Annotated in this window: 11 protein-coding genes; 3 read left to right on the top strand and 8 right to left on the bottom strand. The window is 65.8% G+C overall.

What is annotated here, in order from left to right; all coding sequences use genetic code 11:
• Positions 1 to 24: 24 nt before the first annotated feature.
• The gene (locus tag H1B27_RS32080) at positions 25 to 864 is read right to left on the bottom strand and encodes an AraC family transcriptional regulator (protein ID WP_197968814.1); all 840 of its coding nucleotides are present in this window, start codon (positions 862 to 864) and stop codon (positions 25 to 27) included.
• Positions 865 to 915: 51 nt separating this feature from the next.
• Here H1B27_RS32080 and H1B27_RS32075 point away from each other — a divergent pair, with 51 nt between their 5' ends.
• Positions 916 to 2,088 carry an MFS transporter gene (locus H1B27_RS32075; protein ID WP_197968813.1) on the top strand — a complete coding sequence of 391 codons (1,173 nt, stop codon included), beginning with the start codon at positions 916 to 918 and terminating at the stop codon, positions 2,086 to 2,088.
• 398 nt (positions 2,089 to 2,486) lie between these two features.
• The gene (locus H1B27_RS32070; RefSeq protein WP_197968812.1) at positions 2,487 to 4,754 is read left to right on the top strand and encodes a cation:proton antiporter domain-containing protein; all 2,268 of its coding nucleotides are present in this window, start codon (positions 2,487 to 2,489) and stop codon (positions 4,752 to 4,754) included.
• A gap of 120 nt (positions 4,755 to 4,874) precedes the next feature.
• Here H1B27_RS32070 and H1B27_RS32065 read toward each other — a convergent pair whose 3' ends face one another.
• From H1B27_RS32065 to H1B27_RS32040, 6 genes are all read right to left on the bottom strand, one after another.
• Complete coding sequence (locus H1B27_RS32065; protein ID WP_197968811.1) at positions 4,875 to 8,030, bottom strand: efflux RND transporter permease subunit; 3,156 nt, start codon at positions 8,028 to 8,030, stop codon at positions 4,875 to 4,877.
• Positions 8,031 to 8,043: 13 nt separating this feature from the next.
• Complete coding sequence (locus tag H1B27_RS32060) at positions 8,044 to 9,237, bottom strand: efflux RND transporter periplasmic adaptor subunit (protein WP_197968810.1); 1,194 nt, start codon at positions 9,235 to 9,237, stop codon at positions 8,044 to 8,046.
• Between the two features lie 275 nt (positions 9,238 to 9,512).
• Complete coding sequence (locus H1B27_RS32055; protein ID WP_197968809.1) at positions 9,513 to 10,508, bottom strand: NAD-dependent epimerase/dehydratase family protein; 996 nt, start codon at positions 10,506 to 10,508, stop codon at positions 9,513 to 9,515.
• Between the two features lie 69 nt (positions 10,509 to 10,577).
• Complete coding sequence (locus tag H1B27_RS32050; protein ID WP_197968808.1) at positions 10,578 to 11,648, bottom strand: hypothetical protein; 1,071 nt, start codon at positions 11,646 to 11,648, stop codon at positions 10,578 to 10,580.
• Positions 11,649 to 11,747: 99 nt separating this feature from the next.
• Positions 11,748 to 13,241, bottom strand: coding sequence for a flavin-containing monooxygenase (locus tag H1B27_RS32045; protein ID WP_197968807.1), 1,494 nt, complete (start codon positions 13,239 to 13,241; stop codon positions 11,748 to 11,750).
• A gap of 186 nt (positions 13,242 to 13,427) precedes the next feature.
• Entirely contained in the window at positions 13,428 to 13,877 is a 450-nt protein-coding gene (locus H1B27_RS32040) for a cupin domain-containing protein (protein ID WP_024339447.1), read from the bottom strand.
• A 187-nt stretch (positions 13,878 to 14,064) separates the two neighbouring features.
• Between H1B27_RS32040 and H1B27_RS32035 the strand changes: the two genes are divergently transcribed.
• On the top strand, positions 14,065 to 15,090 hold the full coding sequence (locus H1B27_RS32035) for an AraC family transcriptional regulator (RefSeq protein ID WP_197968806.1): 1,026 nt from the start codon (positions 14,065 to 14,067) through the stop codon (positions 15,088 to 15,090).
• 1 nt (position 15,091) lies between these two features.
• Here H1B27_RS32035 and H1B27_RS32030 read toward each other — a convergent pair whose 3' ends face one another.
• Positions 15,092 to 15,733, bottom strand: a complete 642-nt coding sequence (locus tag H1B27_RS32030) for a cupin domain-containing protein (RefSeq protein WP_197968805.1) — start codon at positions 15,731 to 15,733, stop codon at positions 15,092 to 15,094.
• Positions 15,734 to 15,854: the final 121 nt, after the last annotated feature.

Genomic DNA, 15,854 nt, shown 5'->3' with positions numbered 1-15,854 from the left:
TGCTAGCGCTATCCAGAGTGTTCCTCACCCCTTCCCCGCAAATTCCGTCGGCGTGCGCCCCGTCACCTGGCGGAACGCGGCCGAGAATGCCGGCACGCTGGCATAGCCGAGCTGGGTGGCGAGCTGCTTCACCGAGACGCTCGCATCCGTCGACAGGCGCTGGATCGCGGAGGCGATGCGGGCGCGCTGGCACCAGCTCTTGAAGCTCAGCTGCGTCTCGCTCGAGAACAACCGCGACAGCGTGCGGGCGGAGGTTCCGACCTCGCGCGCCAGCGTGTCGATGTCGTGCAGGCCGGTGGGGTCGTCGAGCACGATCATGGCGGCGCGGCGGCAGCGCGGCTCGCGCGGCAGTGGCAGGAAGGTGGCGGAATCCTCGGCCTGGTGCAATTCCAGCATCACCAGGCGCACCAGCAGCTCGGTCCGCGCCTCCGTATTGCGGGCATCGAACAGCGCCAGGATCGCCTGGTGCAGCAGTGGCGACACCCGCACCACGAATTCCCTGGTCAGGCCCTCGTAGCGCTGCTCGCGCTTCAGCCAGGGCAGGTCGAAATACAGCGTGCGCATCTCGATGTCGGCGAGGACGTCGATGGCGTGCTCGAGCTGGGCCGGAACCCAGACCGCGCGGTCCGGCGGCACCAGCCAGCGTCCCGCGGGCGTGGTCACCTGCATCGTGCCCTTCGCGGCATAGACCAGCTGCGCCTCGCGGTGCATGTGCGGATCGAGCCGCAGGCCTTTGGGATAGTCGCGTGCGACCAGGTGCACGCCCGCGGGCGAGCGGTGGTTGCCCCGGACCTCCCGCAGGATTGGCGTTTCCAAGCTTGGCGTTTCCAAGATTGGCCTTTCCAAGACAGTCATTGGCTGCATCCCATCATGGCTCCGACATATAACCGATTTTGGAGCAGGAGAGGATTCGGAATGAACAGCCCCAGCCGGGTGATCGGTTTCGTCAACGCAGGCCATTTCATCGACCATTATTCGATGCTGATCTTCGCCGCCGCCGTCATTATCATGGGGCCGGCGCTCGGCATGGCCTATTCGGAACTGCTGCCTTACGCGACGCCGGGCTTCGTCGCCTTTGGCGCAGGCTCGCTGCTGACCGGCTGGCTCGGCGACCGCTGGAGCCGCCGCCACATGATGCTGATCTTCTTCGTCGGCATCGGCGCCTCCATGATCGCTGTCGGCTTCGTGCAGACGCCCGTGCAACTCGGCGCCGCGCTGCTCGCCATCGGCATCTTCGCCTCGATCTATCATCCCGTCGGCACCGCCATGATCGTGTCCTATGCCGACCGGCTCGGCCGCGAGATGGGTATCAACGGCGTCTGGGGCAACCTCGGCGTTGCCTCCTCGGCGCTGGTCACCGGCGTGGTCGGCCAGTATCTCGGCTGGCGTTTTGCGTTCATCGTTCCCGGTGTCGTCACGATCCTGATCGGCATTGCGTTTGCAATGACGGTCGTGCACGAGGACCGCAAGGGCTCGAAGCAGGCGGCGGCGCAGGCCCGCGTCGCCAGGCAGGACATGTGGCGCGTGATCCTGGCGCTGCTGATCGTGGTGATCGCGATCTCCACGACCTTCAACGCCGTCACCGTCGCGCTGCCGAAACTGTTCGCCGAGCGGCTCGCGGACCTGACCAGCAGCCCGGCGCTGCTCGGAATCATCGCCGCCTGCGTCTACGTGTTCGGCGCGATGACCCAGTACACGATCGGCCGGCTGCTCGACCGCTACTCGCTGAAGACGGTGGCGTTGCCGCTGTCCTTCATGCTGGCGCCGTTCCTGTATCTGGCCGCGAGCCTGAACAACCTGCCGCTGATCATCGTCTCGATCGGCATCGTCATGGGCGCGTTCGGACAGGTCACGGTGAACGACGCCATGGTCGGCAAGTACACCACCGAGGAGTGGCGCTCGCGCGCCTATGCGGTGCGCTATTTCGTCGGCTTCACCGCGGCCGGCGCCTCCGTCGGTCTGGTCGCCTGGCTCTACGAGCAGGGCGGCTTCGTCACCATGCTGCACGCCTTCGCCGCCCTCTGCCTGCTCGCGATCGCGGCCGCGATCATCCTGCCGCGCGAGATCCGGACGCCGCAGCCGGCATAGGATTGTTGAAAGGCGGGCAACTGTCTCCACATCGTCATTCCGGGGGGCGCGCAAGCGCGAACCCGGAATCCATCGGGCGGCAGAGATTGTGGACAAATGGATTCCGGGTTCGTCGCTGCGCGACGCCCCGGAATGACGATAGAGAGATGCGCTCCCACGGCGGGGATGACGGGGCTCATCATGCCATTCTGCCAGTGTTTTGCCCGACGGAGCAAGGCGTTTCGGCAAGGCCGAAATTTTCCCGAGCAATTCCAATCCCATCTCTACTGTGCATGGGGTTGTTTTTGCGCTTTTCGTTTTTGACCCCGCCGCGCGCGGCGGAACCCGCGCCGCCTTCCGCGGGTTCTGTCCCTGTGGCGCCCCGACATTGGGGCGGATGAAGGGGGAAAGACACCTGCATGCCATGGCGCCTGCTCCGACCGGTTGTTCTCGTCCCCGCGGCGCTTGTCCTCACCACCATTGCGGCCAGTGCCGAAGCGGGAAAATCGGCCGGTCCGTCGGAATTCCTCCTGATCGTGCAGATCGTGCTGCTGATCGCGGTCGGCCGCGGGCTCGGCGAGGTCATGCAGCGGATCGGCCAGCCCTCGGTGATCGGCGAACTGCTCGCCGGCATCATCCTGGGGCCCTCGCTGTTCGGCTGGATCTGGCCGGAGGCGCAAACCGCGATCTTCCCGAAGACGCCCGAGCAGAAGGCGATGATCGACGGCATCGCGCAAGTCGGCATCCTGCTGCTGCTGTTGCTCACCGGCATGGAAACCGACCTCAAGCTGGTCCGGAAGGTCGGCAGGGCCGCGATCGCGATCTCGATCGCCGGTATCGTCGTGCCCTTCGCCTGTGGCTTTGCGCTGGGTGAATTCCTGCCGGACGCGCTGCTGCCCAATCCGCAGGAGCGCCTCGTGGCCTCGCTGTTCATGGGCACTGCATTGTCGATCTCCTCGGTGAAGATCGTCGCCGTGGTGGTGCGCGAGATGAACTTCATGCGCCGCAATGTCGGGCAGATCATCGTCGCGACCGCCGTCATCGACGACACCATCGGCTGGATCATCATCGCGGTCATCTTCAGCCTGGCCTCGCACGGCACGCTCGATCTCGCCTCGGTGGCAAAAGCCGTACTGGGCACGCTCGCCTTCCTCGCCGTCAGCTTCACCATCGGGCGCCGCCTGGTGTTCCTGCTGATCCGCTGGGCCAACGACAATCTCGTCAGCGCGGCGGCCGTCATCACGGTGATCCTGCTGTTGATGAGCGTCATGGCGTTGATCACCCATCTGATCGGCGTCCACACCGTGTTAGGCGCCTTCGTCGCCGGCATCCTGGTCGGCGAGTCCCCGATCCTGACGCGGCAGATCGACGAGCGCCTGCGCGGACTGATCTCGAGCTTCTTCATGCCGGTGTTTTTCGGCCTCGCCGGCCTCAGCGCCGATCTCTCGGTGCTGCGCGATCCCAACCTCCTGATGCTCACCGGCCTGCTGGTGGTGATCGCCAGCGTCGGCAAGTTCGGGGGCGCCTTTGTCGGCGGCACCGCGGGCGGCTTGAGCTATCGGGAGTCGCTGGCGCTCGCCAGCGGCATGAACGCGCGCGGGTCGACCGAGGTCATCATCGCCACCATCGGCCTCTCCATCGGCGTGCTCAGCCAGAACCTGTTCACGATGATCGTGACCATGGCGATCGTGACCACGATGGCGATGCCGCCGATGCTGCGCGCGGCGCTGGCGAGGCTCCCGATGAACGAGGAGGAGAGGGAGCGGCTGGAGCGCGAGGAATTCGAGAAGCGCGGCTTCGTCGCCAATCTCGAGCGCCCCTTGCTGGCGGTGGACGAAAGCGTCAACGCCGGCTTCGCCGCCTACATCGCGGGCCTGATCGCCGGCATGCGCGGCCTGCCGATCACCGTGCTGCATATCGGCGAGCGCGCCAAGGAACAGGGGAAGGGACGCGGCGAGGAGGAAAGCCACGAAGCCGTGGTGAAGAAGGCCGCCGAGACGGTGTCCGTCAAGGGTGATGGAGACACCGGCAACGTCGATGTCGTCACCCGTGCGAGGCAGGCAGAGCTCGGCGCGACCATCGCCGACGAAGCGCGCAAGGGCTTCGATCTTCTGGTCGTCGGCATCGACAGGGTGACCGCGACCAAGGACCGCTTCGACCGGAGGATCGACGACATCGCCGCGGCGTTCGAAGGACCGCTCGCGATCGTCGCGGCCAAGGGCAAGCACCTGAAGCAGCCGATGCCCGACGCGCTCAACATCCTCGTTCCCGTTTCGGGCAGTGGCGTCTCCAAACGCGGGGCCGAGGTGGCGGTGGCGCTGGCGCAGGCCGGATCGGGCTCGCTCCGCGTGATCTATGTGGCGACGACGCGCGACAAGGGCGCGCAGCGCGGGGCCTCCCGCGGCCTGAGCCAGGAGACGGGCATCCTCAAGGACACCAGCGATCTCGCCGCCCGCTACGACGTCGACATCACCACCACGCTGCGGGTGAACCGGGCGCCGGAGGCGGCGATCCTCCGCGAGATCGACACCACCGACGTCGATCTCGTCGTCATGGGCGTCGACCGCATCCAGGCCGACCACCTCTCCTTTGGCGGCGTTGCCGACGCCGTGCTCCGGCAGTCGAAGGTGTCGGTGCTCCTGGTGTCGAGCGGCGAGGCCCGGCAGGCGCCGGCGGAGAGGGCTTGAAATCTCTCTCCGCCGTCATTGCGAGGAGCGAAGCGACGAAGCAATCCAGACTCTCACCGCGGAAAGATTCTGGATTGCTTCGCTGCGCTCGCAATGACGATCGTGATCGATAGCGGTCGCCTACTTCACCTCCGCCACCGGCTGCGCCTTCGGTACCTTCTTCGACGCCCGCCAGTTCTCGAAGCGCTGCACCACCACGAAGAAGGCCGGCACGAACAGCACCGCGAGGCAGGTCGAGGCCAGCATTCCCGAGAACACGGTGATGCCGATCGACTTGCGCGCGCTGGCGCCGGCGCCGGTCGCGAGCACCAGCGGCACCACGCCGAGGATGAACGCGAAGGAAGTCATCAGGATCGGGCGGAAGCGGGCGCGCGCGGCTTCGATGGCGGACTCCATGATCGGCTTGCCCTCGCGGCCGTGCAGCTCGAGCCCGACCTCGACGATCAGGATGGCGTTCTTGGCCGACAATGCGATCAGCAGGATGAGGCCGATCTGGCAATAGAGGTTGTTGTCGATCTTGAGCGCGGAGAGGACCAGCATCGGCCCGAGCAGTGACAGCGGCACCGCGAGAATCACCGAGATCGGCGCGTACCAGCTCTCGTACTGTCCGGCCAGCACGAGGTAGACCAGCAGCATGGCGAGGCCGAACACCCAGTAGATCTGGTTCGAGACCGCCTTCTCCTGATACGACATCGCGGTCCATTCGAAGCCGGTGCCCGGCGGCAGAGTCTTGTCGGCGACCTCCTCCATCAGCTTCAGCGACTGGCCCGAGGAGTAGCCCTGCGCCGGCAGGCCGATCACCGTTGCGGACGGGTAGAGGTTGTAGAGGCTGATCAGCGACGGGCCGGTGGCCGGCGTGATCTTGGCGACGGTGCCGATCGGGATCATGTCGCCGTTGGAGTTGCGCACCTGCATGTTGGCGATGTCGCGTTCGGTGACGCGGAACGCCGGATCGGCCTGGGTGTAGACCTGGAACACGCGGCCGAACTTGTTGAACTGGTTGACGTAGGACGAGCCGAGATAGGTCGACAGCGCCGAGAACACCTGGTCCGTGGTGACATGCAGCGTCTGGGTCTTGACGCGGTCGATCTCGACGTTGAACTGCGGCACCGAGGAGCGGAACGAAGACTGCACGCGCTGCAGCGCGCTCTGGCTCTGCGCGTTGGAGACCACGGCCGCGGTGATCGCCTGCAGCTTGGCGAAATCGCTGTTGCCGTCGCGCAGTTCGACCTGCATCGAGAAACCGGCGGCGTTGCCGATGCCCTGGATCGGCGGCGGCGGCAGCACGATGGTGCGCGCCTCCATGATATCAGCGAGCTTGTCGTTGAGCCCGAAGACCAGCGAACGCAGATCCTCGCCGGGGCCTTTGCGCGCATCCCAGTCCTTCAAGATGATGTAGGCAACGCCGGCATTGGCGAGGCTGGCGCTGTTGTCGAGCGCGGAGATGCCGGCGATAGTGATGACCTGCGCCACCCCGGGGGTGTCCTTGATCAACCCGCTGGCTCTGTCGAGCACGGCTTGCGTCCGCTCCAGCGCCGCGCCGTCGGGCAGTTGCACCGCGGCGATCAAATAGCCCTGATCCTCGATCGGCAGGAAGCCGGTCGGTACCCGCGACAGACCGTAGCCGCTGGCGCCGATCACCAGCAATGCGAACGCGACCGAGACGGTAGCGTGCTTCACAAGAAAGGTGATCAGCCGCGTGTAGCCGCGCTCGACGCGGTCGTAGACCGCGTTGAAGCCGCGGTAGAAAAAATTGCGCTGCTCCGGCGGCACCGCCGGCCGCAGCCACAGCGCGCATTGCGTCGGCTTCAAGGTGGCCGCGTTGATTGCGGAGAGCAGCGCGGTCGCGGCGATCACCAGCGCGAATTGCGAATAGATGCGTCCCGTCAGCCCCGCGAGGAACGAGGCCGGCAGGAACACCGAGATCAGCACCAGCGTGATGCCGACGATCGGCGCGAACAGCTGGTCCATCGCCTTGATCGCGGCGTCGTGGCCGTTCATGCCCTGCTCGATATTGTGGGCGGCGCCTTCGACCACGACGATGGCGTCGTCGACCACGATGCCGATCGCGAGCACGATCGCGAACAGGGTGGACATGTTGATGGTGAAGCCGAGCGCCGCCATCGCGGCGAAGGCGCCGATGATGGTGACCGGCACGGTGGTTGCCGGCACCAGCATCGCTCGCCAGTCCTGCAGGAACACGAGGATCACGACCAGCACGAGCAGGCCGGCCTCGATCAGGGTCATGTAGACCTCGTGCACCGAGGCCTCGACGAACTTGGTGGTGTCGAACGGCGTGTCGTACTTGATGCCCTCAGGGAATTGCTTGGCGAGCTCGGCCATCTTCTTCTCGACGGCCTGTTCGACCTGAAGCGCATTGGCGCCGGGTGACTGGAAGACGCCGATGCCGACCGCCGGCTGCTTGTTGAGCGAGAAGATCTGGCTGTAGGTCTGCGCGCCGAGCTCGACCCAGCCGACGTCGCGCACCCGCGTGACATCGCCGTTGGCGCCCGACTTGACGATGATGTTCTCGAACTGGCCGACGTCCTCGAGCCGTCCGTTGACGTTGAGCGTGTACTGGAACGCCTGTCCCGGCGGTGTCGGCGGCGCGCCGATCTGACCGGCCGAGACCTGCTGGCTCTGCTGCTGGATCGCCTGGATGACGTCTTGCGGCACCAGGTTCCTGGCCTGCAGCTTGTTCGGATCGAGCCAGACCCGCATCGAATACTGGCCGGCGCCGAACACGGTGACGTTGCCGACGCCAGGCAGGCGCGAGAGCTCGTCGCGGATGTTGATGGTGGCGTAATTGCTCAAGAAGAGACTGTCGTACTGCGCATCCGGCGATGTCAGCGTCACGAACAAGAGGATCGAGGTCGATCGCTTCTGCACCGTGACGCCCTGGTTCTGCACCGCCTGCGGCAGCTGCGACAATGCGCTGGAGACGCGGTTCTGCACCAGCACCTGCGCGAAGTTGAGGTCGGTGCCGATCTTGAACGTCACGGTCAGCGTGTAGGTGCCGTCGGCGCCGCTGTAGGACTGCATGTAGAGCATGTCCTCGACGCCGTTGACCTGCTGCTCGATCGGCAGGGCAACGGTATCGATCACCGTCTTGGCGCTGGCGCCGGGATAGCGCGTCGTGACCTGCACGGTCGGAGGCACCACGTCGGGATACTGCGCGATGGCGAGGTTGAACAGCGCCACGCCGCCGATCAGGATCATCAACAGCGCGATGACGTTCGAGAGGACCGGCCGCTCGATGAAGAATTTCGAGATCATGGCTGGCAGCCCCTCACTTGGCCGAGGCCTGAGACTGGTCGATCTTCGTCGCTTGCGGGTCGATCTTCTGGCCCGGGATGACGCGCAGCAGCCCTGCGATCACCACGCGGTCGTCCGGCTTCAGGCCGCTTTCGATCACGCGCAGGCCGTTGTCGACGGGGCCGATCTGCACCCTGCGCTGCTCGACGATGCTGTCGCCGTTGACCACCAGCAGATAGCGGCCGCCCTGGTCGCTGCCGAGCGCGGTGTCGGGAACGAGGAGGGCGCTCTTCTCCTGGTCAAAGGGCACGCGGACTCGGACGAAATAGCCGGGCAGCAGCACCCGCTTGTCGTTGGGGACGAGGCCGCGGACTGCCAGTGTGCCCGTCGACTGGTTCAGGGTCGGCGCAACGTAGTCGAGCTTGCCTTCATGCGGATAGCCGGTCTCGGTCTGCAGTCCCAGTTGAACCGGGATTTGCTTCATATTGGCGGGAGTCAGCCCACGGCGAGCCGCCTCGGCGCGGATGCGCAGCACGTCCTGTTCATTGACGGTGAAGTTCACATAGATCGGGTCCATCGCAACGATGGTGGCGAGCTGGGTCGGCGAGGAGACGCCGACGAGCTCGCCGATCGAGACCATGTGCGCGCTGACGACGCCGTCGAACGGCGCGACGACCTTGGTGTAGCCGTAATTCACTTCGGCGAGCCTGGTGTTGGCCTGGGCCTGCTGGAGGTTGGCCTGCGCGTTGTCGCGGTTGGCGGTGGAGGTGTCGAGTGTGGCCTGCGAGACCGCCTGGCGCTGCACCAGCTCGGCCTGCCGCTTGTAGTCGGCTTCCGCCTGCCGGAGCGAGGCCTGCGCGCCGGCCTCGGCCGCCTGCGCCTGCTCGAGCTTGAGCTTGTAGGTCTCGGGCTCGATCGTGAACAGCTGGGTGCCCTGCTTGACGAACGCGCCGTCCTGATAGTCGATCGTTTGCAGAAAGCCCTGCACGCGCGCGACCAGATCGACGCTCTTGATCGGTGCGGTGTTGCCGGTGGCCTCGATGTAGCGCGTCACCGCACGCTGCACCGGCGTCGCGACGTCCACCTTGGGCGGGGGCGGCGCCACGAACGTGTTCTTGTCCTCGCAGCCGGCGAGCACGGCCACGGATGCCGCGATGGCCAGTCCCCGCCCGATATGTCGCCACACTCCATTGCACCGTGCGGGAGATGCGGGATTCGCTGAGGTCATTCGGTGGTCCCCGATGAGTGTCTGTCGGTGCGGCAGGCTAGCAACAAATGACTGGCCGTGGAACACCATAGCCATGGCGGTCACCGGCCTTGCAGTGCAAGGTGCAATGTGGACTTTGGCAGATTTGTCGTCACGGGCCGCTTCGCACTGGGTGCACGATCGACCACAATTGCATCAAAGGCGCGACCGCGACCAACGGCACGCTGCGCAAGGCCCACGACAATAGTGGGCCTGACTCATCCATCGGGACGGAATGCTACGTCAGCGCGATGGGGCTAGATCCGGGTCGCAGCCGCCCCTTGCGCATGCCAGGCCGCAAGCACGTCCCGCTCCTCATCGGCGGTAAGCCCGATGACCGGGCCGTTGCTGGCGTTGAGCCAATCAAGCGTGTCGCGCGCGGTGACCGCGACCGGTCGCGCGATCAGTCCGGCCGCGCGCGCCGGCGAGGTGTCGCGTGTCAGGAATCCGGCGAAGTCGGGCAGGGGCAGCCACATCGGCAATGACCGCGGACCTGCCCAGCGCCGCACGTCATGCGCATCCAGAAAGGCGCGATCGACCCAGGTGAAGGTGCATGACGCGTTCAGCGCGGATGCGCACTCGGCCAGGAATTCGCCGCGTGTGCGAATTGGCCCGATCCCATCATAGATTCCGGTGAGGCGAATCTCTGCCGCACGCACGATCCATTGCGCGAGATCACGCACGTCGATGAACTGGACGGCGTCCTCCGGCGATCCCGGCGCCAGCACCTCGCCGCCGCGCGCCAGCCGCGCCGGCCAGTAGGCGAACCGCCCGGTCGGGTCTTCCGGCCCGGCGATGAGGCCGGCCCGGCAGATGAAGGCGTCGTTGCCGACCGCTTGTTCGCAGGCGACCTTGGCGGCGCCGTAGATCGCGTCGGTGCTGTGCTCGATCTCCGCTGAACTGGGCTCGCGCAGCGGCGCGGTGTCGGCGCGTTGCCCCGGAATGCGGTTGTCCGCATACACACTGATCGTCGATATGAAGATCCAATGCACGCCCGGCCGCTTCAGCGCGGCGACCGCGCGGCTGACCTGACCGGGATGACGCGAGACATCGACCACGGCGTCGAATGTCTCGCCCGCGAGCGGCGCAAGACCGTCGGCGACGTCGCGGTCGATCCGTACGAAGCGCGCGCCCGCGGTGATCGGCCCCGCAAGTCCGCGCGCTGCGCAGGTCACGTCGTGACCCCTGGCGCAGGCATGGCTTGCGATCGCGCGCCCCAGAAACTGGCTGCCGCCGAGAATGAGAACGCGCATGAACCGGGGTCCCGTGTCGCCGATGAGGTCGCGAGACTACAATTTCCACCGGCGGTTGCAACCGATCCATCAGCGCGGTCTGATCTCCGCATATTTCGCCATCGCGCGCTCGAACTTCCGGTTGAACAGCCACATGGCAGCGAGGATCTCGCGGTAGCTTGCCGAGCTGCGCGCCCGGTCGGCCTGTCCGAAGGCAAAGATGCTGTTGTTGCGCAGGTGCTTCATGATCGTGGGGCTGGAGACCCTGTAGTTCAGGAGATCGCCCGATTTGAGCGCGGACCTGGTCGGGGTCGGCACGATCTGGATCAGCTCGAACAGCTTCATCTGGTCGATCGGGTCAGGCAGTGTCTTCACGATGCCCGGGATCTCGCGGAAGATATCTGCGTGCGCATTCATCAGGCCGTTGCGGACATTGGTCCAGTGGTTGAAGCGCTGATCGGTGCCGCGGGCGCGGGCCTCCTCCCTGTCGTCCCGCGCACTCAAGCCCGGGTCGATCGCAGCGACGTCGCCCTTGATCTTCTCCCATTTCCTGCTGCCGTTGCGGTCCTCCGAGGGGCCGGTCTGGAAGCTGCCCATATAGGTGTTCGAGCGCGCGTTGCGGACGTTCTGCTTGCCATTGGTCTCCGCAAAGAACAGCCCGAGGCTGATGCGGCCCGCAGTCTCGGCATGTTCAGGCGCCAGCCCCTTGGTGCGCGCGATCGCAACGGCGAGATCGACCACGTCCTTGCAGGGCGTTGGCGAGTTCTGCGCGCTGGCAGGCGGTGCCTCCATGACGTCGAACAGCTTTCCATATTCGTCGACCAGCGGCTCGATGTCGGCATCGAAATAGGCCGGTGGAATCTCGAACTTGTTGGGACGGCCGATCCGCGACGGCATCGCGTCGGTGAGGTCCTTGTAGCTGCTGATGACGGCGACGCGCGCGAGGTAGAGCGCCTGTCCCGGCAGGTTCGGCAGCGGCTGCTTCGCTTCGATCTGGCGCCGTCGCTCGGCGAGGATGGATTTGAAATCGCCGAGCGCGCGATCATAGGCGGCAAGTGCCTCCGCTTGCCTGGTCGTGAGCGCGCCCTGTCCCATGGCAGGCGCCGCGAGAAGCAGGGCAAGCACGGCGACAATCGCGGCAGCGTGACGTCTTGGTTCCATCGCGTGCTCCCGGGCTGGCCGATTCGGCAGCCGGAATCGTAGGCAATACGGGCTGGTCTGGCGAGCCGCGAGTTCGGGTCGATGCCAACCCGCCAGCCGTCACGCCGTCACCGGATACTCCGGCGCGGAAGCCAGGAACTTGGCATATTCATCGGCGTCCGGCGGCGAGAAGCGCCCGGCGAGCCCGCCGCGCTTCTGGTTCTTCGCGCCGATGTCGGCCATCAGCTCGTCGAAATGACGGTAGTGATAAGGCGCGACGCACAAGCCGCCATAGACGCCCGCGGCCGGCCGCTCGACGCGCTTGAAGTGCAGCATCATCTCGATGTTGTCGCGCATCGCCTGCGCCGTCGGCTGGTTGGCGAGCTGGCCGTCGGCATAGCGCACCAGCCAGTTGGCGGCGAGGTCGGCGCAGAGCACGGTGCAGAACGACGAGTTGAAGCCGACGAAACCGAGCTCAGGCAGATCGGGATTGGCGATCAGGCGATAGAGCCGGTATTGTCCGTCGGCATCGACCAGCTTCTGCCTGTAAGCCTCGGGAAGGAACGGCACGCCGAGCTTGTAGCCGATCGCGAGCACCGCAACGTCGGCACCGACGCGCTCGCCGCCGCTCATCACGATGCTGTCGCCTTCATAATGGTCGAACGTGCCGAACACCGCCTTGATGCGGCCGTCGGCGACCATGGGATAGAAGCCCGGCGTCGCGATCGGCACCGAGCAGTTGATGCCGTCCTCGATCCGCTCGTTCGGCACCATTTTGCATTGCTTCAGCTTGAGCTGGACCTTCAACAGGCTCTCCAGCCCGCGCCAGTTGGCCCAGACCAGCGGCGCGGCGAGGCGGTGCGCGAGTCGCCCCATCGCGCCGATGCCCCAGCCCGGAAACATCTCCTCCTGCGCGCGGATGTAGAGGATGCGTTTGAAGTTCACGAGGCCGCCGATGAAATAGGGAATGCGCCACACCGGCTCACGCATCACGATCGTGACCTCGCGCGCGCCCGATTTCACCGCGTTCACGGCGATGTCGGTTGCGGACTTCGAGCCGCCGAGCACGACGACGCGGCGTCCCTTCGCCAGCGTCGGATCGCCGTATTTCGACGAGTGCAGGACCTGGCCGCCCTGCGCCAGAAAGCCGTCCTCGCCGGGGCAATGCAGCTCGCGCGGCTCGTTGAACTGCCCGGTGCAGATCGCGACGAAATCGAAATCTTCGCTGGTCGTCGCGCCGTCGCTGTTCTTCAGCGCGAGTGTCCAGACCGGTCTGCCGCCGGCGCGGCGCGCCATGCCGGTAACCTCGGTGTCGAGCCGCAGCATGCGGTCGAGACCGAAGCTCTTCGCGTAGTCGGCGAGATAGGCATGGACCTGCGGCCCGGTCGGCCACTCCGGATAGGCCTCCGGCATGGCGCGGTCGGTGTAGCGGTAGAGCTCCTTCGGGCTCTGCGTCTGTACGTCAGGATAGGAGCGTGCCGGCGCCCAGACGCCGCCGAGATCCGAGCTGCGCTCGACGATCGTGACGCGGTGGCCGCGGGTGGAGAATGCTTTGGCGGCGGCAAGGCCGGAGACGCCGGCGCCGATCACGCAGACATGTTTTGGGCTGACCATGGGATTGCTCGATGTGTGTTTGGTGCGCAAGCGGCCACGTTCGGCCGCAAGGCGCGGCCGGCCGAACTGCAAGCAGATGAAAGTGGACGAGAAGGCGGGTCGCCTCAAGCATGATCCGGAAAAGTGTGTAGCGGTTTTCCGGAAAGATCATGCTAAAACAACAACCTAAAGCGCGATGATCGCGCTTTAGTCGTTGGCCTCGGGCGGCAGGAAGTCGACCTCGTGCAGCGCGGAGATGCGCACGACCTCGGCCGGGTCGGTCAGATTGTGCAGCTGGTTGAACAGCGCCTCCAGCTTCTGCATCGGCGAGACCCAGAACAGCGCGCGGCACGGCTTATCGGATTTGTTGAAATAGCCGTGGGGGATGCCGCGCGGCATGCGGACGAGGTCGCCGGCATGTGCCTTGACCCATTGGCCGTCGAGCTTGAGGTCGAGCGTGCCTTCCTGCACCAGGATGAATTCATCCTGGGTCGGGTGGATGTGCACCGGCACGAACTGGCCGGGATCGCTGTTGGTCTCGAAAGCGAAGGTGGAGTCGGTGACGGCCTTGGGGAAATAGACCTGGCCCAGGATATTCCAGCTCTTCCCGCCATAGCCCGTGCCGTTTGCAGTAATGCCCTTTTCGAGTGCAGTCATGCTCACCTCCTCATGGATACCGGCGGGGACGGAGCGTCGACCAGCCAGGGGCCGCTTGTCTATCCGCTAAACGAATCCGGATACGGCTGTTGCCATGCAGCACGGGCGATTTCATGGCGCACCCCTTTTCGCGTCTGATGAACTATTATAGGCTTAAAGCAATCCGTGACGCGAAGCGTGGTCGACGATGTCCGCAGCCGTGCTGGAAACGAACGCGATGGCGCCCGCAGCCGAGCGGCTTGCGGCCTTCGCCCGCGTCACCACGGATGATGTCGACGAGGCGGCCGAGCAGATCGGGCGTATCTTTTGCCCTCACGATCTCAAGCCGGCGCAGACGCGGGCGGACGGCTTCTCCGCCCGGCATAATTGCGCTGATTTCGACGGCTTCTCCATCAACTACGTCGCCTATGGCGGATCGGTCGGCATCGATCCCGGCTGCCTCGAGCGCTTCTTCCTGGTGCAGGTCCCGCTTGCGGGCTCCGCCCGCATTCGTGCCGGCGTCAGCGAGCTCGACGTCGCGCCGGACCGGATGGCGTCGCTGCTGTCGCCGACCGTCCCGACCCGGATGATCTGGGCTGACTGCGCGCAAGCGATCCTGCTGCTCGACCGCCGCCTGGTCGAGCAGCGCGCTGCGGCGCTGTCGGGCAGGGCGACCGGAGTGGTCGAGTTCGATCCCGCAATCGACCTGGAGGCGCCGTCCGGGCGGGCCTTGCAGACCAGCCTCGCCGGGCTGATGACGCTTGCCGAGCGTCTCGGGCCATCGGGAAGGCTTTCGCCGGCCGCGATGGCCGATTGGCGCGAACTGCTACTCGATCATCTCCTCAACAGGCAGCGGCATGGCCTGTCGGATGCGATCCGGACGTTCTCGGGGCAGGCCGAGCGCCTGCCGCGTGCGCTCCGCGCCGCGCGCGACCATCTGGCGGACAATGCCGGCGAGCCGCTCGATCTCGAGGAGCTCGCCTGCGTGTCCGGCATCGGCATCCGCGCGCTCCAGCTCGGCTTCCGCCGTCACTTCGGCGTGTCCATTTCGCAGATGCTGCTCGACATGCGGCTCGCCCGCCTCCACTCCCGCCTCGCGCAGGCTTCCGCCGGTGTCTCCATCACCGATCTCGCCTTCGATCTCGGCTTCACCCATCTCGGCCGCATGGCCGGCGCTTACCGCGAAAAATTCGGCGAGACGCCATCGGCAACGCTGCGGCGAAGGATGAGCTGACTTACCGATCTTGCGATTTCGCCCCACGATCTTCGCGCAGCGTCGTCACCCAGATCACGCGCGCCACCTGCTGAGTCGGGTTGTCGAACATGTGCGGCACAATGCTCGGAAAACGAAAGCTGTCGCCGGCCTCCAGCAGATGAGCCTGGTTGTCGAGCCACAGCCGCAGGCTGCCCGAGAGGATGTAGCCCGCCTTCTCGCCGGTGTGCTGCAGGAAGTCCGTGCCGGAGGAGGCGCCGGGATTGAGCGTGAGCTCGTAGAGCTCGAGCTGGCCTTTGCCTTCCGGGGTCAGTGCTTCCTTGACGACACCGCTGGCGGTGAGGCGCAGCAGCCGCCGGTTGGTCTTGCGCACGATGTAGCGCGGCACGTCGGCGGGATCGCTGCTCTCAAAGAAATAGGAGATGGGAACGTCGAGCGCGATGCTGAGCAGGCGCAGCGTGCGGATCGACGGCATGGCGCGCGCGCGTTCGAGCTGGCTGATCATGCCGGTGGAGAGGCCGGTCTTGTTGGCGACGTCCTGGATCGAGAGGCCGGCGCGCTGCCGCAGCAGCCGCACGGTTTCACCCAGGCGCTGGTCGACCGCGTCATCGGGCTCGGCCGTCGCGAGATCCTTGGGGCCGTTCGTGCCGCCGCGACCGTCCATGTCGCTCTCCCAATGCATCATCTGCCCGCGACCGCACCGGTCGGAGCGTCAGTCAGAGTGAAAAGATTGCGCATACTAGCAATCCGATTGACAGCTGTATTTAGTCGTGATGAAATTTTGG

The sequence above is a fragment of the Bradyrhizobium diversitatis genome, assembly GCF_016031635.1.
Lineage (GTDB): Bacteria > Pseudomonadota > Alphaproteobacteria > Rhizobiales > Xanthobacteraceae > Bradyrhizobium > Bradyrhizobium diversitatis.
Note: the sequence above shows the minus strand (reverse complement) of the source record. Positions and strands in the feature narration are given on the sequence as shown.

Bases quoted from the DNA above. Each gene is read 5' to 3' on its own strand.
- H1B27_RS32080 (WP_197968814.1), bottom strand. From the start codon at position 864: ATGCAGCCAATGACTGTCTTGGAAAGGCCAATCTTGGAAACGCCAAGC.
- H1B27_RS32075 (WP_197968813.1), top strand. From the start codon at position 916: ATGAACAGCCCCAGCCGGGTGATCGGTTTCGTCAACGCAGGCCATTTC.
- H1B27_RS32070 (WP_197968812.1), top strand. From the start codon at position 2,487: ATGCCATGGCGCCTGCTCCGACCGGTTGTTCTCGTCCCCGCGGCGCTT.
- H1B27_RS32065 (WP_197968811.1), bottom strand. From the start codon at position 8,030: ATGATCTCGAAATTCTTCATCGAGCGGCCGGTCCTCTCGAACGTCATC.
- H1B27_RS32060 (WP_197968810.1), bottom strand. From the start codon at position 9,237: ATGACCTCAGCGAATCCCGCATCTCCCGCACGGTGCAATGGAGTGTGG.
- H1B27_RS32055 (WP_197968809.1), bottom strand. From the start codon at position 10,508: ATGCGCGTTCTCATTCTCGGCGGCAGCCAGTTTCTGGGGCGCGCGATC.
- H1B27_RS32050 (WP_197968808.1), bottom strand. From the start codon at position 11,648: ATGGAACCAAGACGTCACGCTGCCGCGATTGTCGCCGTGCTTGCCCTG.
- H1B27_RS32045 (WP_197968807.1), bottom strand. From the start codon at position 13,241: ATGGTCAGCCCAAAACATGTCTGCGTGATCGGCGCCGGCGTCTCCGGC.
- H1B27_RS32040 (WP_024339447.1), bottom strand. From the start codon at position 13,877: ATGACTGCACTCGAAAAGGGCATTACTGCAAACGGCACGGGCTATGGC.
- H1B27_RS32035 (WP_197968806.1), top strand. From the start codon at position 14,065: ATGTCCGCAGCCGTGCTGGAAACGAACGCGATGGCGCCCGCAGCCGAG.
- H1B27_RS32030 (WP_197968805.1), bottom strand. From the start codon at position 15,733: ATGGACGGTCGCGGCGGCACGAACGGCCCCAAGGATCTCGCGACGGCC.